Origin of the sequence: Mesorhizobium xinjiangense (assembly GCF_009749525.1) — a bacterium.
In the GTDB taxonomy this organism is placed as follows: domain Bacteria; phylum Pseudomonadota; class Alphaproteobacteria; order Rhizobiales; family Rhizobiaceae; genus Mangrovimarina; species Mangrovimarina xinjiangensis.
The window spans coordinates 224,949-241,845 of record NZ_WOAC01000005.1 but is presented as its reverse complement, the minus strand read 5'-3'; the positions used below and the strand labels follow the sequence as shown (position 1 = coordinate 241,845).

Genomic DNA, 16,897 nt, shown 5'->3' with positions numbered 1-16,897 from the left:
CCGGAGGCAGCAGCGGTGGCGGCGGTGGTGCCGGTGGTTCGACGGGCGGCGCAGGCGGAACGGGTGGCGGCGGCAGCGGCGCCAGCGGATCGGGCAGCCCTGGCGGTCCCGGCGGCGATGGCGGCGCCGGCGGTGGCAGCCCCTCATAGCGCGCGTTCGCTTCAAACAGAACCGTTTGACGCAAAGATATGCGCGCCAGATCAATATGCTGGAACATGTACCTTTCGCTCAAACGTCACCGTTTGAGCGGGACATGTTCTAAGTGTTTAGCGCCGGCTCCGTAGGCCGTGAGACGAAGCCTCCATCCTGCAAAGCAGGCTGGCAGCTATCGGCCGACCGATTCTTGTGCGATTCCGTCCAGGATTTCGTTGACCTGATCGCGGCCCTCACCTCCGGGCAGGCGGCGAAAGCCGACATTGACGGTGCCCGGCTCGGCTTCGAGCTCATAGGCGAAGATGATGTAGGGGCAATAGGCGATATTGGCGACGTTCTCTTCCATGACATTCCGCGAGACGACGGCGGAGCAGAACTGGAAGAACTCGGCATTGCGGTAGAGCTTTGTTTCCGCGCCGACATCTCCGGCGGTGCGCGCGAGCATCTCAGCGATATTGCCGTGGTGGTCGACCACATAGCCGAGATTGATGATCGCGCCTTCGACACCGAATGCGACATCCTCGAACGCGGCATCAGTCTGGTAAAGCGTGACGTCATCCTGCGCCTGGGCTCCATACGCTGAAAGCATGAGCCCTGCAGCGATGCCGAACCGGGCGGCGCACACACGCGTCATCATCGATCTCCCCATGCCATCGTCGTTCACGGCCTCACATAGGCGTAGCCATCGGCCTGCAGTTCCATCAGCCGCACCACACCCGAGGGAACCATCGCCGCCTCGCTGACCAGCGGCACTTCCTCGCCTGCCTTCTTGATCATTCCTTGGAGCGTATTCTCGCAGGCGGAAAAGGTGATCTCCGGACTTTCCAGCGACATCGCCGCGATGCGCTCCTTCACCGGGCTCTTTGCGGCGACGAACATGTTGAGCCCCGGCCCGTAGGCGACGATCTCGATTTCCACCTTCTCGCCCCTGGCCTCGTAATGGTTCTTGACGTTCTGGGCGTTGTTGAGTGCCAGATTCATGACCGCAGGATCGTTTTGATCGACATGAATGGCGAGCTTGTGAACGCTCTCCTGAGCCTGGGCGGTGACTGCGGCGGTAAAAATAGCGGCGGCCATCGCCGCGGATCGCATTGCAAACATCCCTTCCTCCCTTGTCCCGTCGCCGCCTTTTTGCTCCCCTGCAGTAGCACGCATTGACCGGACCAACGAAACCAATAAAGATGCGAAAAATCGAATGTGTCAAATCCGGCGCCCGAAATCGGCCGGAATGGATGGAGGCCGGCAAATGCTCATTTCGCGTCGCGACCTGGTAAAGGCGGCAATCGCACTGCCCCTTGCCGGGCTTGTTGCCCCAGCCGCCCGCGCGATCGGGCGCCTGACCGCCGGAGATGCGGAGATAATCGTCGTTGGCGACGGACATATGAGCCTGCCGCTCGATTTCGTGTTTCCCGATCTCCCGCAGGAGGAACTGAAGGCACTGCTCGCCGAAAGCGGCATGCCGAGTGGCGGCTACAATCCCGACTGCAATGTGACGTTTCTTCGCTCGGGAGACCGGCTGGCCGTCTTCGATGTCGGCGCCGGCCCGAACTTTATGCAGACCACCGGCAGGCTTGTCGAAAACCTGGAGGCGGCGGAGATCGACCCGGCCGACGTCACGGATGTCATCTTCACCCATGCCCATCCGGATCACCTGTGGGGTGTCCTTGACGATTTCGACGAGCTCGTCTTCCCGAATGCCGGTTACCGGATGGCCGAGGCCGAATGGGAGTTCTGGCGCGCGGACGATACGCTCGAAAAAATGCCCGAGGAACGCAAGAGCTTCGTCGTCGGTGCACAGAACCGCCTGGAGGTCATCGGCGAAAAGATCACGCTCTTCAAGCCGGGCGCGGAGGTCTTTCCCGCGGTGGAGGCTGTCGATACCGCCGGCCATACGCCCGGGCATGTTTCCTTCATGGTATATGGCGGCGCCGAGCCGGTGCTCGTGGCGGGCGACGCGATCACCAACCTGGCCTCATTCGTCCGGCCGGAGCTGCGTGCCGGCGCCGACCAGGAGCCGGACTTGGCGGCGGCTGCCAGGGCGAAGCTGCTCGACCGGCTAGCTGTCGAGAAGGCACGCCTGATCGGGTTCCACCTGCCGCACCCGGGCGTCGGAACGGTCGAGCGCCAGGCGGGCGCATATCGGTTCGCCGCCGCCTGAACGGGTGCTCATTCTGCCGGCGTCGGCCCGGTCCGGCGGAAGGCGGCCAGAGGCGAACCCTCGATCAGATAGGCAAGGCCCATCCGGGCGCCGGCGAAGATCGAGGCGATGACGATCGGGGCCGAGAGCGCCAATACCGAGACGGCGCTGACGCCTTGCCCGATCGTGCAGCCCATGGCGAAAACGCCGCCCACGCCCATCAGGAAACCGCCGGCAAGGTGTCGGCCCAACTCGCGTGCGTCGTCGCAGGCTTCCCAGCGCGCATCACGGCGATGCCAGGCGCAGATGGCGGCACCGATCACCACGCCCGCAACCAATCCGACTCCGTAATCGGGCCACACCCCGGTGAAGGCCACCGTATGCAGGATGGTGTCGGCGACGGGCACCACGAAGGAGCCCGCTTCGATTTGCACCGGTTCGAAGGAATATCGTGCGGCGAGCGTCGTGGCCACCCAGCCGAATGCGATTGCAGCACCGATGACCGTGCCGGCGGCAATCCTGCCATATGCGGCACGAAAGGTGGGCTCACGGAAGATCCACCACGAAAGCAGCATGGCGACGAGACCCGCCGTCGCCAAGCGGAGGTCGATACCCGCGAGCGTGCTCGCCAGGGATCCGAGCGACTGGTCGCCGGCAAACGACAGATCGAGCGCCAGATCGTCAACGATTGTGACCCGGACCTGTGCGACCAGGCCGCGCTGGGCGGCGAGTGCCGACAGGCCCATCACGAGAAGAACGACGAACGAGCGCAAACTGCCCCCGCCCGCCTGCGTCAGGGCGCCGAAGCCGCAAGTGCCGCAGAGCGCCATGCCGAAACCGAAGGCGAGGCCGCCGAGGACTGCACCGGCCAGGCCGAACGAAGGCAGCAGATAGAAGCTTTGCCGCAGGTCGATATAGCCGGCCAAGGCCAGCCCTTGAGTCAGAACGAGTGCCACTGCCGCCGAAAGAACCCAGGTGCGCAGACCTTTGCTGTCGCCGGCATACCAGTGCCGCTCCAGTGCCGACATGGTGCAGAAATGGTGTCGCCGCGCGGCATAGCCCATCGCCGCCCCCGCCAGAACTCCCGCCAGCAGCAGGAACAGCGGCGATCCCGCGATTTCCATCCTTCTCCTCCCGGCATATGCCGCGCATCGGCGGCACACCGCCTCTAAGTTTGACGGTCCCTCGCTTCCGCCCCGCGCACCGGTGCACAAAACAGGTCGTAGAGCGCCTCGATCACCGACGACACCTCCTTCGAGGCGATCGAGTAGTAGATGACGCGGCCATCGCGGCGCGTATTGACCAGCCCGTCCAGGCGCAGCCGCGCCAGTTGCTGCGAAACGGAGGCCTGCGGCATGTTCATGGTCTCCTCGAGTTCGGAGACCGATTTCTCGCCTTCGACCAGAAGGCACAGGATGAGAAGCCGGCTTTCATGCGACAGCGCCTTCAGCAGGTCGCTTGCCTTGCGCGCCTGCTCCAGGAGCTGCTTGAAATCGTCGGGCGCGTGGCCGGGTTTCAACTTGGGCAGGCTCATGGATGCTCCGGCTGGTCAAGCTTGGCGATAAGCTCGTCGAGACGATACCAGAAAAATTCGTCGCCGGGATAGCCGCGGATGCGGCCGATTTCCTCGCCCCTGGCGATAAGCAGGAATGCGGGGGTGATGCGCTCGCCGGCTATGCCCTCGAGGTCGTCCGGCCACGCTTCGGTAATGTCGACGCGGCGAAGCGGAGCGCGGCGGCCCTGTTCCGTCTTCGGATAGGCGGGCGCGATCTCCTCATCGAACCTGGCGCACCACACGCAGCCCGGCCGCTCCAGCATCACCAGTTCGGCTGCCCGAGCGTGGGTTGTCGCGACCATCGCAAGTGCCAGCGCTAGAACAATTTTCCTGAACACGTCCATGATGGCTCCTATTGTGGTTTGCAATATATAGGAATATTCGAATATCTTCCAAGCGTATGCGGCGCATTTACGCTGCGGTGTTGCCAAGGATTGTACGATGCTGGACGTGAGCGTTGGGGGCGCGTTGGTGGCCGGACTGCTGTCGTTCGTGTCGCCTTGTGTCCTGCCACTCGTGCCGCCATATCTGGCATGGCTCGCCGGCGTAAGCTTCGATGAATTGAAGTCCGGGGACCTTGAAGCGGGCCGCAAGCGCCGCATCGTGGTGGCGGCCCTCGCATTCGTGCTCGGCTTCACCACGGTTTTCGTGGCGCTCGGCGCAACGGCGAGCGTCGTCGGCAAGACGATCGCTCAATATTTCGATGTGCTCTCCGTCATCGCCGGCGTCGTCATCATCATCATGGGATTGCACTTCCTCGGCCTCTTCCGAATCGGACTGCTCTATCGGGAGGCCCGGATGCATCTGGACGCAAAGCCTGCCGGACCGGTCGGCGCCTATGTGCTGGGGCTCGCCTTCGCCTTCGGCTGGACGCCCTGCGTCGGTCCCGTGCTGGCGGCAATTTTGTTCGTCGCCGGCTCTGAAGGGACGGCCGCGCGCGGCGCGGGACTGCTGAGCGTATATTCGCTCGGAATTGGAATTCCTTTCCTTCTGGCCGCTCTTTTTGCAAGCCGATTTCTCGACTGGGCGGCCAGGTTCAGGAAGCATATGCACAAGGTCGAGATGGCCATGGGCGGGCTGTTGGTCGTCACCGGCGTGCTGTTCATCACCGGGCAGATGTCGATAATTTCCTACTGGCTGCTTGAAACGTTTCCGGTATTCCAGACCATCGGATAGGAGTTGCTGCCATGCTCAGATCGATTCTTGCCGCATTCGTCTTGCTCGCTGCATTTTCCATGCCCGCCTCGTCGGCGGAACTGGGCGACGATGGGCTCCACAAGGAGGATTGGTTCTCCATCACCTTCCGCGATATCGCCGAGGACATCGAGACGGCCGCTGCCGAGGGCAAGCGCCTTGCCATCGTTTTTGAGCAGCGCGGCTGCATCTACTGTGCGAAAATGCACGAGGAACTGCTTTCGGACCCGGAGGTGCGCGACTTCATCAAGGCCAATTTCATCGTCGTCCAGTACAACATGTTCGGAGACGAGGAGGTCACCGATCTGGACGGCGAGGTGCTGACCGAAAAGACGGCCGTGCGCAAATGGGGCTACGTCTTCACGCCGACCATCGTGTTCCTTCCCGAGGAGCCGCCGCAGGACAGGTCGGTTGGCGAGGCCGCGGTCGCGACGATGCCCGGCGCATTCGGCAAATGGACCTTTCTGCATATGTTCCAGTGGGTCGACGACAAGGGATACGAAGGCGAAGAGCATTTCCAGAAATATCATGCCCGCAAACTCGACGAGTTGCGTACTGCGGGACGGCTCAATGAGTAGCAACCCCGCTATATATGCAGAAAATCATATTTTTCGATTGAACATTACCCCCGGCCCGGCTAGCCTGGCTGCTGAGGGGTTTTGCCCGGACGCCGTGGCCGGTAAGGGGAGGATGGCATTCCGATGAAACTTGCAAAGATATCTTTGGCGGCAGCGGTCTTCATGCTGCCGGCAAGCATTGCCTCAGCCGGGGATGTTGTCCCGCCGGACGAGGTCATGTACGAGGATTTCACGGTCGAGGCTTCGCTGAGCGGAGCGTCCGGCAATCCGGACAACGGTGCCGAGATCTTCAAGAACCGGAAGCTTGGCAACTGCCTGGCTTGCCACATCAATTCGGCCATGCAGGAAGAGCTTTTCCACGGAACGGTGGGACCGTCTCTGGACGATGTCGGATCGCGCTGGGAGCCGGCTCAGCTTCGCGCCATCGTGGCCGACGCCAAGGAGATGTTCGGCGAGCAGACGGTCATGCCCGGTTTTTACTCGCTCTCTGTGGGAGTGAATGTCGCCGAGGATAGGGTCGGCAAGACCATCCTGAGGGCGCAACAGGTCGAGGACGTGGTGGCGTATCTCGCCACGCTCAAGGAATAGGCGCGCTAGCGCAAGGAGAAAGAGGAATGAACATCAACAGACGTCAGGCCCTGGGGCTTACCGCGGGCGCGGCTGTCTTCGCAGTCGCGGGGTTGCGCACGGTCCCGGCTGTCGCCGATGTCGCCGAGACGGAGGCCGCGATCAAGGCATTCACCGGCGGCGCGGTTCCGGAAGGACCGGGCAAGCTCACTCTGGAAGCGCCGGAGATCGCCGAGAACGGCAACACCGTGCCGATTTCCGTGAGCGTCGACAGCGCGATGAGCGGCGACGACATGGTCGAATCGGTGATGATCCTGGCCGAGGACAATCCAAATCCCGGCGTGGCCACCTTCAACTTCACGCCGATGAGCGGTGCCGCCGCCGCCACGACGCGCATGCGGCTGGCCAAGACGCAGAACGTGATCGCCCTCGCGAAGATGGCTGATGGAACGTTCTATATGGACAAGAAAGAGGTCAAGGTGACCATCGGCGGCTGCGGCGGCTGACCTTCAGGAAGGACTATTCGGATGGCTACTCCCAAACCACGCGTAAAGGTGCCGAAGTCGGCTGCGGCCGGCGAGGTAATTACGATCAAGACGCTGATCAGCCACGAGATGGAGTCCGGTCAGCGCAAGGACAAGCAAGGCGACACGATCCCGCGCAAGATCATCAACAAGTTCACCTGCGACTTCAACGGGCAGCCGGTGTTCTCGTGCGATATCGATCCGGCAATTTCGGCAAATCCCTATTTTGAGTTCAATGCCAAGGTGGCTGAAAGCGGGACCTTCAAATTCGCCTGGGTAGACGATGACGGTTCGGTCTACGAAACCGAAAAACAGATCGAAGTGAAGTAAGGTCGGGGGCCGCCGGAGCGCGGCACAGCTTGGGAGGATGGCCGTGAACAGGAAACTTGCCGCAATCGGCGCAGGCGCAGTCCTGGCCTGTGCGCTGGCACTGCCGGCGGCACTGGCCGAGCCGGTCGAAGAGACGCTCAGCATCGACGGCGTCGAGATGACGACGCGGACAAAGGCGGCCGAAGGCCTCCCCTTTGACGACGTGCTCTCGGGCTGGCTGTTCCGCGAGGCGGAGACGCGGGCTCTGGAGGCCGATTCGTTCGAGAATCCGGGCATGCTCTATGTCGAGCGCGGAGAGGAAATCTGGAACACCGTCGAGGGAGCGGCGGGCAAGTCCTGCGCGTCCTGCCATGACGACGCGGCCGAAAGCATGGCCGGCGTCGCTGCGCATTATCCGACCTGGGATGCGGATTCCGAGCGGCCGATCAACATCGAACTTCAGATCGACAAATGCCGCGTCGAACAGATGGGCCTCGAGCCATACAAGTTCGATGCCGGCGAGCAGAAGGCGCTCACCACCTTCATCAAGCATCAGTCGCTCGGCGAACCGGTGGAACTCGACCTTGGCGAGGGCCAGATGCAAAGCTGGTGGGAGCACGGCAAGGAACGATATTATCTGCGCACCGGACAGCTCAATCTGGCCTGCGCTTCCTGCCATGAGGCCAATTCCGGCCAGCACATCCGCGCCGACCATCTGAGCCAGGGCCAGGCCAACGGCTTTCCCACCTATCGGCTCAAGCAGGCGAACATGGTTTCGCTGCACAATCGCTTTCGCGGCTGCATCCGCGATACGCGGGCGGAGTTTCCGGACGCTTTCTCCGACGAGCTTATGGCGCTGGAAGTCTACGTGACCTGGCGCGGCACGGGATTGTCGGTCGAGACACCCGCGGTCCGCCAATAACATGGTCCGGCGGGCGAGCAGGCCCGCCATCATCCGGCAATGAGAGACTCTGGCCAGCCGCCGGACCGGTGAAACCTGATTGCGAGACGGGCGAATGATTTCACGACGCGAATTCCTGATGGCCGGCGCCGCCTTGTCGGCGCTCGCCAGTCCCGCGCTTATCGGCAACTGGTCGCGCGCCGCGGCCCAGCAGGGATTGACCGAGAACGACCTTCTCGATTTCCGCAGCTTCGGCAATGTGACGCTGGTCCACCTGACCGACATCCACGCGCAGCTGATGCCCCTCTATTTCCGCGAGCCTTCGGCCAATATCGGCGTCGGCGAAGCCGCCGGCCTGCCACCGCATGTCACCGGCGCGGATTTCCTGAAGCTGTACGACATCGAGCCCGGCAGCCCGCAAGCCTATGCGCTGACCTCGGACGACTTCACCGCCCTTGCCAATACCTATGGCAGGATGGGCGGCTTCGACCGCATCGCGACGGTGGTCAAGCGCATCCGCGCCGAACGCGCCGACAACATGCTGCTGCTCGATGGCGGCGACACGTGGCAGGGCAGCTACACCGCGCTTCAGACCAAGGGACAGGACATGGTCGAGGCGATGAATACCCTGTCGCCCGACGCCATGACCGGCCATTGGGAGTTCACCTATGGCACCGAGCGCGTCCAGGAAATCATCGACGGGCTGGCTTTTCCCTTCCTCGGCGGCAACATCTATGACGCGGAGTGGAACGAGCCGGCATTCGAAGCCTATAAGCTGTTCGAGAAGGGCGGCGTGAAGATCGCCGTTCTCGGGCAGGCCTTCCCCTATACGCCGATCGCCAATCCCTCCTGGCTGATTCCCGACTGGTCGTTCGGCATTCGTGAAGAAGACGTGGCGGCGAATGTCGAGGCCGCGCGCGCCGATGGTGCAGAGCTTGTCGTCCTCCTATCCCACAACGGTTTCGATGTGGATCGCAAATTGGCGTCGCGCGTTCCCGGCATCGACGTCATCCTGAGTGGCCACACCCACGATGCGCTTCCCGAACCTGTCGTCGTCGGCAAGACGCTGGTGATCGCCAGCGGCTCGCACGGGAAATTCGTCACCCGCCTCGATCTCGACGTGCAGGGTGGTGAGATGAAGGGCTTCCGCCACCGGCTGATCCCGATCTTCTCCGACGTGATCACCCCGGACGCGGAAACCACGAGCCTCGTTTCCCGCCTTCGCGAGCCCCATGAGGCGGAACTCAAGCGCGAGCTGGCCACCACCGAGTCGCTCCTCTACCGGCGCGGCAATTTCAACGGGACGTTCGACGATCTTTTCTGCCAGGCGCTGATGGAGGTCCGTGAGGCCGACATCTCATTGTCGCCCGGATTCCGCTGGGGCGCGTCGCTGCTGCCCGGCCAGGCGATCACCGTTGAGGATCTCTACAGCGCCTGCGCCATGACCTACCCGGCGGCATACCGCTCGACCATGAGCGGCGAGACGATCAAGGCGATCCTCGAGGATGTGGCCGACAATCTGTTCAACAAGGATCCGTATTACCAGCAGGGCGGCGACATGGTGCGCGTCGGTGGCATGGCCTACACGATCGATCCGCAAGCCGAAATGGGCAGCCGCGTGTCCGCAATGACATTGCTCAAGACCGGGGAGCCGATCGATTCCGCCAAGGACTATGTGGTCGGCGGTTGGGCTTCCGTGAACGAGGAAACCGAAGGCCCGCCGATCTGGGACGTGGTCGAGGAATATCTGGCAAACAATCCCGTGGTTCGCCTGGAGGAAAACCGCTCGGTCGCCATCGCCGGATAGAGCATGTCCCGCTCAAACGGAATCGTTTGAGCGAAAGGTACATGTTCCGGCATATTGATCTGGCGCGCATATCTTTGCTTCAAACGTGTCCGTTTGAAGCGAACGCGCGCTGAAATCATCCTGCCGTTTGGGTTGGACAGCGCCGGTCCAGCGTGATACATATAAAAAATCATATGTATTGATTTCACGCGATACTCGGGACCTGCGGGCAATGACCGAAATGAAATCCTCCCGGCGCAGCTTTCTCAAAGGCGGCCTGACGGCAGGCGCTGCAGCGGCCGCAGCGGCAGTGTCCGGCCGCGCCATGGCCGAAGGCGATCCGGCGATCACCGAAGTCCAGGACTGGAACCGCTACCTCGGCGACGGCGTCGACGCGCGGCCCTATGGCCATCCGTCGCAATATGAAAGCCATGTCGTCCGCCAGGACGTGCCTTGGCTGACGGCGGACCCGATCTCTTCGGTGAATTTCACCCCTCTCCACGAGTTGGACGGCATCATCACGCCGAACGGGCTTTGCTTCGAGCGCCACCATGCCGGCATCGCGGACATCGATCCCGCACAGCACCGGCTGATGATCAACGGCCTGGTGGAGACCCCGTTGGTCTTCACGATGGGCGACCTGATGCGCTTTCCGCGCGAAAACCATGTCTATTTCCTGGAATGTGCGGCGAATTCGGGCATGGAATGGCGCGGCGCCCAGCTCAACGGCTGCCAGTACACGCACGGCATGGTGCATTGCGTGATGTACACGGGCGTGCGGCTCAAGCACCTGCTGCGCGAAGCCGGCGTGAAGGAGAGCGCCAAGTGGCTGCTCGCCGAAGGCGCGGACGCATCCGCGATGACGCGTTCACTGCCGCTCGAAAAGGGGCTGGAGGATTGCCTGGTCGCATGGAAGATGAACGGCGAAGCCCTGAGACCCGAACAGGGCTATCCGCTCCGCCTGGTCCTGCCCGGATGGGAAGGCAATATGTGGGTCAAGTGGCTGCGCCGCATCGAGGTCGGCGACAAACCCTGGCACCAGCGCGAGGAAACGTCGAAATACACCGACCTGCTCGCCAATGGAAAGGCGCGGCGCTTCACCTGGGTGATGGACGTGAAGTCCGTCATCACCAGCCCCAGCCCGCAGGCGCCGATCACCCATGGCAAGGGGCGCGCGGTCCTGACGGGGCTCGCCTGGTCGGGCAACGGCGCGATCAGCCGAGTGGATGTTTCCCTCGATGGCGGCCGCAACTGGACGACGGCGCGGCTTGACGGGCCGAGCTTTTCCAAGGCCCTGCACCGCTTCTACCACGAATTCGATTGGGACGGCTCGGAGCTCTTCCTGCAATCCCGCGCCATCGATGAAAAAGGCTTCGTGCAGCCGACGAAAAACGAGCTGCGCGCCGCGCGTGGCGAGAATTCGATCTACCACAACAACGGAATCCAGACCTGGCATGTCGCTAAAGATGGAGCGGTCGAAAATGTCGAGATTTCTTGAGGTCGTTGTCGCGGCCGCCACCTTGCTGGCCATCCCCGCAGCGGCGCACGCGCAGGATGCAACGGCCGGCGAAAAGGTGTTCGCAAAATGCAAGGCCTGCCACATGGTGGGCGATAGCGCCAGGAATCGCATAGGCCCTCATCTGAACGAGCTGTTCGGCCGCACTGCCGGCACAATTGAGGGCTTCAACTATTCCAAGGCGATGAAGGAAGCCGGCGCAAGCGGCCTGGTCTGGGATGAAGAAACGCTGGGCCACTTCCTGGCCAACCCGCGCGCCTCGGTCAAAGGCACGCGTATGGCTTTCCCGGGGTTGAAAGACGAAGGAGATGTCTCCGATCTCACGGCTTATCTGAAGCGCTTTTCCAAACAGGCGGATACGGCACCGGCCGAGGAAGCATCCGCTCCCGTCGTGGAGCCGGAGGCGAGGGCGGAAGGGAAAGCTCCAACCCCGGAAGAAAAGACTGCGATCGTGCGGCCCATCCCAACCCATGGTGTGCTGCATCTCGGCCGCCCGGCCACGGAACAGGAGATCACCGCCTGGGACATCGACGTGCGCCCGGACGGGCTGGGGCTGCCGGAAGGCAGCGGAACGGTGATGGAAGGCGAGCCGCTCTATACCGAACGCTGCGCCTCGTGCCACGGCGATTTCGGCGAGGCGATCGGGCGCTGGCCGGTGCTGGCCGGCGGCTTCGACACGCTGACCCGGGAGCGGCCGGTCAAGACGATCGGCTCCTACTGGCCTTATCTCTCCACCGTCTACGACTATATCCGCCGCGCCATGCCGTTCGGCGACGCGCGCTCGCTGACCGATGACGAGGTCTATGCGCTCACGGCCTATGTGCTCTACCTCAACGACGTTGTTACCGATCAGGAATTCGAGCTCAGCAAGGAGAATTTCACCTCGATCGAGCTGCCGAACGAGGATGGTTTCGTCGTGGACGACAGGCTTTCGGAGCCGCACTACGCGGAAGCCGCCGATCCCTGCATGAGGAACTGCAAGCCGGGCAAGGCCAAGATCACCATGCACGCCGCGGTGCTGGACGTGACGCCGGAGGATGGGAACGAGGACGAGGCTTCAGGCGGCTCGATCGATTAGGAGAGCCGGCGCCTATTCCGCCGGGGCAGGCATTTGTCCGCCGGATTTCACCGCTCGCCCGTCGACAACGCGGTCGGCAATCGCCGCGCTCGTCACCATCGCTGCAAGCCCCACGATCGAGGAAAGCGCCAACACCGATCCTCCCGTTAGACCGGCGCCAACCGTGCAGCCAACCGCGAGGATGCCGCCGAAGCCCATCAGCGCGGCGCCTGCGGTATAGCGCAGCACCGAAGGCGCGCCCGGATCTGAAAAGGTGACCACGCGGAAATCACGAAACAGGACGGCGGCAACGAAGGCGCCGATCAGAACGCCGGCGAGCACCCCCTGGTCGAGGCTGGCAACCGCGCCGTTGCCGATCGCGAGTTCGCCTGTGGTGGCGAGCGGCCGGATGAAGGAAAGGCTTTCGGCCTGGATCGGCTCGAAGACCTGAAGGGACAGCGTATAGGTGAACCACCAGCCTGCCGCGACGGTGAGCCCGACGCCGACGCCACCCAGATTCCGCCACGGCGACAGGCCGGATCTGAGGGACAGCGCGAGTGCTCCGAAAGCCAAGACAAGCCCGACCACGACACCCGCCCCTTGGCCGAGGCCGGCATGGGCGAGAATGTCGTTGCCGCCGATCTGTGCCGTGCTCCACAATCCGCCGAGCGCATCGCGCAACGGCACCAGCACGCCGCTATAGGTCGCAAGGCCCACAACGCCGACGATGATGCTGCCGTAGAGGGCGCGCAGATTGCCGGTAGCCGACAGCACCAGCAGGCGGGAAATGCAGCCGCGTGTGAGAACCATGCCGAGCCCGAACAGCGCGCCGCCGATCAGCGCACCCGAGAGAGACTGCGCAGTGGAGAAGAAACGCGTCTCCACCACATCCAACTGGCCAAAGGTGAGGAGAAGCTGGACGCTGAGAACGGCGGCGGCGAAACCGGCGCTCCAGGTGGCGAGCGCTTTCAGGTCCCTGCCGCGGACGATATCGAGAACCGCCGAACGGGTGCAGAACGCACTGCGCTGGGCAAAAAAGCCGAATGCCAGCGCGATCGCGGCGCCGCCAAGGGCCGCGGCTCCTGGCTCGCCAAACCGCTCTATGAGTGGAACAAGATCCATCACTCTGCTTCCATTGAATTCCTGGAGAATATCCGACCACAGGCAAATTTCAGGGCATGAATATGCGCCTGCGGGGATGCAAGGGGATCAATCAACCGTGCGTCGCAGTCAAAATAGTTATCTGTTCCATGGCTGCGTCCGATGCCCTGGAACATCGCTCGGCATGCCCATCAGCGCTTCGGCCCGCTCACAGTCGGGACCCTGGTCGGCGGTGAGTGTTCCATTGTGACAGGCACCACTTCGGCCTCGACGGGCACGCATGGATCATGCTGGTGAGGCAGCCCGCGGGACCGCCTCACACCGTCACTCGAAAAAGCGGTCAGAACGCGGCCCGCGGCAGCTCGGTCCGGTACCGCCACGGGGCGGCCCGGTCCGGAATTGCTGTCAGACTTCAAGTGCCTTGACGATGTCGTCGGTCATCTTCTTGGCGTCGCCCAGAAGCATCATGGTGCCGTCCTTGTAGAACAGCGTGTTGTCGATGCCGGCATAGCCCGAGCCGAGCGAGCGCTTGACGAAGAGGCAGGTGCGCGCCTTGTCGACGTCGAGGATCGGCATGCCGTAGATGGGCGAGGTCTTGTCGTCGCGCGCCGCCGGGTTGGTCACGTCATTGGCGCCGATGACATAGGCGACGTCGGCCTGGGCGAACTCGGAGTTGATGTCCTCGAGCTCGAACACCTCGTCATACGGCACATTGGCTTCGGCGAGCAGCACGTTCATGTGGCCCGGCATGCGGCCGGCGACCGGGTGGATGGCGTATTTGACCTCCACGCCGGCCTCCTTCAGCTTGTCGGCCATTTCCCTCAGCGCATGCTGCGCCTGGGCGACAGCCATGCCGTAGCCCGGCACGATGATGACCTTCTGCGCATTCTGCATCAGATAGGCCGCGTCGTCGGCCGAGCCCTGCTTGACCGTGCGTTCGATCCCGTCATCGCTTGCGGCGGCCGTTTCGCCACCGAAACCACCCAGGATGACGGAGATGAAGGAGCGGTTCATCCCCTTGCACATGATGTAGGACAGGATCGCGCCGGAAGAACCGACCAGCGCACCGGTGATGATCAGCGCCAGGTTGCCGAGCGTGAAGCCGATGCCGGCCGCCGCCCAGCCCGAATAGGAGTTGAGCATCGACACGACCACCGGCATGTCGGCGCCACCGATCGGGATGATGATCAGAACGCCGAGTACCAGAGACAATAGAACGATCAGCCAGAAGGCCGTGTGGCTCTGCGTGGTCACCAGAAGGATGATGAGCAGCACCAGCGCAATCGCCAGGCCGGCGTTGACCACGTGCCGCATGGGCAACATGATCGGCTTGCCGGACATGCGGCCGTCGAGCTTGAGGAAGGCGATGATGGAGCCGGTGAAGGTGATGGCGCCGATCGCCACGCCGAGGCTCATCTCGACCAGTGCCTGTCCGTGGATGGCGCCCAGCGCGCCGATGCCGAAGCTTTCCGGCGTATAAAGTGCCGCCGCCGCCACCATCACGGCGGCCAGGCCGACGAGGCTGTGAAAGGCGGCGACGAGCTGCGGCATCGCGGTCATGGCGATACGCCGGGCGATCACCGCGCCGATGCCGCCGCCGACGGCCAGTCCGAGAACGATCAGCCCGAAACCGCCCGAGGACGGAACGGCGAGCGCCAGCGTGGTGGCGATTGCGATCGCCATGCCGGCCATGCCTAAATAGTTGCCCTGCCGGCTCGTCGTGGGATGCGAAAGCCCCCTCAACGCGAGGATGAAGAGGATGCCGGAAACGAGATAAAGGAAAGAAGCGAGATTGGCGTTCATCGTCAGCTCACTTCTCTTTCTTCTTGTACATGGCGAGCATCCGCTGGGTGACCAGGAAGCCGCCGAAGATGTTGACCGAGGCCAGCACCAGCGCAATGAAACCGAAGCCGGTCGCCAGGCCGCTGGCCGAAATGCCGACCGCCAGCAGCGCACCGACGACGATCACCGAGGAAATGGCGTTGGTGACCGACATCAAGGGTGTGTGCAGCGCCGGGGTCACCGACCAGACCACGTAATAGCCGACGAAGATCGCCAGCACAAAGATGGCGAAGCGGAAGACGAAGGGGTCGATCGCCCCGCCGGTGGCGCCATGCGCCAAAGCGCCGGCCGCGTCCGCAGACCCCTCGATCTGCTCCAGCGCCAGCCGCGCCGCCGCCGAGGCCCGGTCGAGCTGGTCCAACGCCTGCTCCAACACACTCTTTTCCATCAGCCTTCTCCCTCCGCCTTGGGTGATTGCCCGGTAGCGGTTTCCGTCTTGGCCGTTCGTTTCGCAGCCGGCTTCTTCGCCGCAGGCTTGGCCGTGCTGCCAGCCGTCTTCTTCGCCGGCGTCTTTTTTGCAGGCTTCTTCTCGGGCTTCGACGCCACATCGGCGAATGCCGGGTGCACGACCTTGCCGCCATCCGTCAAAAGCGTCGCCTTGACCAATTCGTCCTCACGATCGATGGCGAGTTCCTGCTTCTCCTTGTCGACCAGCGTCTCCAGGAAGGCAAAGAGGTTCTTGGCATAAAGCGCCGAGGCCGAGGCCGCCACGCGGCCGGCCATGTTGGTGTGCCCGAGGATCTTCACGCCGTTGCCTGTCGTGACGATCTCGTCCGCCTTTGCCCCTTCGACATTGCCGCCGCGTTCCACCGCCAGATCGACGATGACCGAACCCGGCTTCATCAAGGCGACCATCGCGGCCGACACCAGGCGCGGCGCCGGGCGGCCCGGAATGAGCGCCGTGGTGATCACGATGTCCTGCTTGGCGATGTGGTCGGCGACGAGATCGGCCTGCGCCCTCTTCTCCGCCTCGGTGAGCTCGCGCGCATAGCCGCCCTCGCCCGAGGCATCCTTCAGCGCATCCGTCATGATGAACTTGGCGCCGAGCGAAGCGACCTGCTCTCCGGCAGCCGCGCGCACGTCCGTCGCCGTCACGACGGCGCCCAGGCGCCGCGCCGTGGCGATCGCCTGCAGGCCGGCAACGCCCGCGCCCATGACGAAGATCTTGGCTGCCGGCACAGTACCCGCCGCCGTCATCATCATCGGCAGTGCGCGGTCATAGGCTGCCGCAGCATCGATGACCGCCCGATAGCCGGCCAGGTTTGCCTGGCTCGACAGAACGTCCATCGACTGCGCGCGCGTGATGCGCGGCATGAATTCCATGGCGAAGGCGGATATGCCGGCCTTGCCCATGGCCGCGACAGCCCCCTCGTTGCCATAGGGGTCCATCGAAGCGAGGACGACCGCGCCTTTTTTGTAGGTCTTCAGTTCGCTCTCGGTCGGCCGGCGCACCTTGAGCACGATATCGGCCTTGCCCGCTTCCGCAGACCCGCCGATCGTTGCGCCCGCAGCCTCGAAATCGCCATCGGGAATGCGCGAGCCCTCTCCGGCGCCGCGCTCGACCACGACTGCCAGACCAAGACCACCCAGACGCTTGACCGTCTCCGGCGACGCTGCGACGCGCCCCTCTCCGGAAGCCGTTTCCTTAGGCACAAATACGGTCTGTCCCACCGCCTT

19 protein-coding genes are annotated in these 16,897 nt (G+C 63.4%); 10 read left to right on the top strand and 9 right to left on the bottom strand.

Annotation, left to right across the window (positions count from 1 at the left end; all coding sequences use genetic code 11):
• Window positions 1-325 precede the first annotated feature (325 nt).
• The gene (locus GM909_RS08240) at window positions 326-787 is read right to left on the bottom strand and encodes a DUF302 domain-containing protein (RefSeq protein WP_235911745.1); all 462 of its coding nucleotides are present in this window, start codon (window positions 785-787) and stop codon (window positions 326-328) included.
• 26 nt (window positions 788-813) lie between these two features.
• On the bottom strand, window positions 814-1,254 hold the full coding sequence (locus tag GM909_RS08235) for a DsrE family protein (protein WP_198174171.1): 441 nt from the start codon (window positions 1,252-1,254) through the stop codon (window positions 814-816).
• A gap of 145 nt (window positions 1,255-1,399) precedes the next feature.
• Between GM909_RS08235 and GM909_RS08230 the strand changes: the two genes are divergently transcribed.
• Window positions 1,400-2,311 (top strand): MBL fold metallo-hydrolase, encoded by a 912-nt coding sequence (locus GM909_RS08230; RefSeq protein ID WP_235911743.1) that lies wholly within the window; start codon window positions 1,400-1,402, stop codon window positions 2,309-2,311.
• Window positions 2,312-2,319: 8 nt separating this feature from the next.
• Here GM909_RS08230 and GM909_RS08225 read toward each other — a convergent pair whose 3' ends face one another.
• Genes GM909_RS08225 through GM909_RS08215 form a run of 3 tightly spaced genes read right to left on the bottom strand, consistent with a single transcriptional unit; the run spans window position 2,320 to window position 4,189 of the window.
• Window positions 2,320-3,414 carry a YeeE/YedE family protein gene (locus GM909_RS08225; RefSeq protein WP_157015725.1) on the bottom strand — a complete coding sequence of 365 codons (1,095 nt, stop codon included), beginning with the start codon at window positions 3,412-3,414 and terminating at the stop codon, window positions 2,320-2,322.
• A gap of 44 nt (window positions 3,415-3,458) precedes the next feature.
• On the bottom strand, window positions 3,459-3,824 hold the full coding sequence (locus GM909_RS08220) for an ArsR/SmtB family transcription factor (RefSeq protein ID WP_157015724.1): 366 nt from the start codon (window positions 3,822-3,824) through the stop codon (window positions 3,459-3,461).
• Window positions 3,821-4,189, bottom strand: a complete 369-nt coding sequence (locus GM909_RS08215) for a thioredoxin domain-containing protein (RefSeq protein ID WP_235911742.1) — start codon at window positions 4,187-4,189, stop codon at window positions 3,821-3,823. The genes GM909_RS08220 and GM909_RS08215 overlap by 4 nt, the downstream gene beginning before the upstream one ends.
• A gap of 97 nt (window positions 4,190-4,286) precedes the next feature.
• On the opposite strand from GM909_RS08215, the gene GM909_RS08210 reads away from it, so the two are divergent.
• From GM909_RS08210 to GM909_RS08170, 9 genes are all read left to right on the top strand, one after another.
• Window positions 4,287-5,021: a cytochrome c biogenesis CcdA family protein gene (locus GM909_RS08210; RefSeq protein ID WP_157015723.1), complete on the top strand. Its 735-nt coding sequence runs from the start codon at window positions 4,287-4,289 to the stop codon at window positions 5,019-5,021.
• 11 nt (window positions 5,022-5,032) lie between these two features.
• Window positions 5,033-5,617, top strand: coding sequence for a thioredoxin family protein (locus GM909_RS08205; RefSeq protein ID WP_157015722.1), 585 nt, complete (start codon window positions 5,033-5,035; stop codon window positions 5,615-5,617).
• A 123-nt stretch (window positions 5,618-5,740) separates the two neighbouring features.
• Complete coding sequence (soxX, locus tag GM909_RS08200; protein WP_157015721.1) at window positions 5,741-6,205, top strand: sulfur oxidation c-type cytochrome SoxX; 465 nt, start codon at window positions 5,741-5,743, stop codon at window positions 6,203-6,205.
• 26 nt (window positions 6,206-6,231) lie between these two features.
• Entirely contained in the window at window positions 6,232-6,690 is a 459-nt protein-coding gene (gene soxY, locus GM909_RS08195; RefSeq protein ID WP_157015720.1) for a thiosulfate oxidation carrier protein SoxY, read from the top strand.
• Between the two features lie 21 nt (window positions 6,691-6,711).
• Window positions 6,712-7,038: a thiosulfate oxidation carrier complex protein SoxZ gene (soxZ, locus tag GM909_RS08190; protein ID WP_157015719.1), complete on the top strand. Its 327-nt coding sequence runs from the start codon at window positions 6,712-6,714 to the stop codon at window positions 7,036-7,038.
• A gap of 82 nt (window positions 7,039-7,120) precedes the next feature.
• Complete coding sequence (soxA, locus tag GM909_RS08185) at window positions 7,121-7,939, top strand: sulfur oxidation c-type cytochrome SoxA (protein WP_407941262.1); 819 nt, start codon at window positions 7,121-7,123, stop codon at window positions 7,937-7,939.
• A gap of 94 nt (window positions 7,940-8,033) precedes the next feature.
• Window positions 8,034-9,725 (top strand): thiosulfohydrolase SoxB, encoded by a 1,692-nt coding sequence (gene soxB / locus GM909_RS08180; RefSeq protein ID WP_157015717.1) that lies wholly within the window; start codon window positions 8,034-8,036, stop codon window positions 9,723-9,725.
• Between the two features lie 211 nt (window positions 9,726-9,936).
• Complete coding sequence (soxC, locus tag GM909_RS08175; protein WP_157015716.1) at window positions 9,937-11,202, top strand: sulfite dehydrogenase; 1,266 nt, start codon at window positions 9,937-9,939, stop codon at window positions 11,200-11,202.
• A complete protein-coding gene (locus GM909_RS08170) occupies window positions 11,186-12,298 on the top strand; it encodes a c-type cytochrome (protein ID WP_157015715.1) in 1,113 nt (370 codons plus the stop codon). Before soxC ends, GM909_RS08170 begins: the two co-directional genes overlap by 17 nt.
• Window positions 12,299-12,310: 12 nt before the next feature.
• Here the strand turns inward: GM909_RS08170 and GM909_RS08165 are convergent, their stop codons facing one another.
• The 4 genes from GM909_RS08165 to GM909_RS08150 form a co-directional block, all read right to left on the bottom strand.
• Window positions 12,311-13,399 carry a YeeE/YedE family protein gene (locus tag GM909_RS08165; protein WP_157015714.1) on the bottom strand — a complete coding sequence of 363 codons (1,089 nt, stop codon included), beginning with the start codon at window positions 13,397-13,399 and terminating at the stop codon, window positions 12,311-12,313.
• A gap of 384 nt (window positions 13,400-13,783) precedes the next feature.
• Window positions 13,784-15,181 carry an NAD(P)(+) transhydrogenase (Re/Si-specific) subunit beta gene (locus GM909_RS08160; protein ID WP_157015713.1) on the bottom strand — a complete coding sequence of 466 codons (1,398 nt, stop codon included), beginning with the start codon at window positions 15,179-15,181 and terminating at the stop codon, window positions 13,784-13,786.
• A gap of 7 nt (window positions 15,182-15,188) precedes the next feature.
• Complete coding sequence (locus GM909_RS08155) at window positions 15,189-15,608, bottom strand: proton-translocating transhydrogenase family protein (RefSeq protein WP_157015712.1); 420 nt, start codon at window positions 15,606-15,608, stop codon at window positions 15,189-15,191.
• Window positions 15,608-16,891 (bottom strand): Re/Si-specific NAD(P)(+) transhydrogenase subunit alpha, encoded by a 1,284-nt coding sequence (locus GM909_RS08150; RefSeq protein ID WP_157015711.1) that lies wholly within the window; start codon window positions 16,889-16,891, stop codon window positions 15,608-15,610. The genes GM909_RS08155 and GM909_RS08150 overlap by 1 nt, the downstream gene beginning before the upstream one ends.
• Window positions 16,892-16,897 lie beyond the last annotated feature (6 nt).

Coding starts and splice junctions, on each gene's coding strand:
- GM909_RS08240 (WP_235911745.1), bottom strand. CDS start 787: ATGACGCGTGTGTGCGCCGCCCGGTTCGGCATCGCTGCAGGGCTCATG.
- GM909_RS08235 (WP_198174171.1), bottom strand. CDS start 1,254: ATGTTTGCAATGCGATCCGCGGCGATGGCCGCCGCTATTTTTACCGCC.
- GM909_RS08230 (WP_235911743.1), top strand. CDS start 1,400: ATGCTCATTTCGCGTCGCGACCTGGTAAAGGCGGCAATCGCACTGCCC.
- GM909_RS08225 (WP_157015725.1), bottom strand. CDS start 3,414: ATGGAAATCGCGGGATCGCCGCTGTTCCTGCTGCTGGCGGGAGTTCTG.
- GM909_RS08220 (WP_157015724.1), bottom strand. CDS start 3,824: ATGAGCCTGCCCAAGTTGAAACCCGGCCACGCGCCCGACGATTTCAAG.
- GM909_RS08215 (WP_235911742.1), bottom strand. CDS start 4,189: ATGGACGTGTTCAGGAAAATTGTTCTAGCGCTGGCACTTGCGATGGTC.
- GM909_RS08210 (WP_157015723.1), top strand. CDS start 4,287: ATGCTGGACGTGAGCGTTGGGGGCGCGTTGGTGGCCGGACTGCTGTCG.
- GM909_RS08205 (WP_157015722.1), top strand. CDS start 5,033: ATGCTCAGATCGATTCTTGCCGCATTCGTCTTGCTCGCTGCATTTTCC.
- soxX (WP_157015721.1), top strand. CDS start 5,741: ATGAAACTTGCAAAGATATCTTTGGCGGCAGCGGTCTTCATGCTGCCG.
- soxY (WP_157015720.1), top strand. CDS start 6,232: ATGAACATCAACAGACGTCAGGCCCTGGGGCTTACCGCGGGCGCGGCT.
- soxZ (WP_157015719.1), top strand. CDS start 6,712: ATGGCTACTCCCAAACCACGCGTAAAGGTGCCGAAGTCGGCTGCGGCC.
- soxB (WP_157015717.1), top strand. CDS start 8,034: ATGATTTCACGACGCGAATTCCTGATGGCCGGCGCCGCCTTGTCGGCG.
- soxC (WP_157015716.1), top strand. CDS start 9,937: ATGACCGAAATGAAATCCTCCCGGCGCAGCTTTCTCAAAGGCGGCCTG.
- GM909_RS08170 (WP_157015715.1), top strand. CDS start 11,186: ATGTCGAGATTTCTTGAGGTCGTTGTCGCGGCCGCCACCTTGCTGGCC.
- GM909_RS08165 (WP_157015714.1), bottom strand. CDS start 13,399: ATGGATCTTGTTCCACTCATAGAGCGGTTTGGCGAGCCAGGAGCCGCG.
- GM909_RS08160 (WP_157015713.1), bottom strand. CDS start 15,181: ATGAACGCCAATCTCGCTTCTTTCCTTTATCTCGTTTCCGGCATCCTC.
- GM909_RS08155 (WP_157015712.1), bottom strand. CDS start 15,608: ATGGAAAAGAGTGTGTTGGAGCAGGCGTTGGACCAGCTCGACCGGGCC.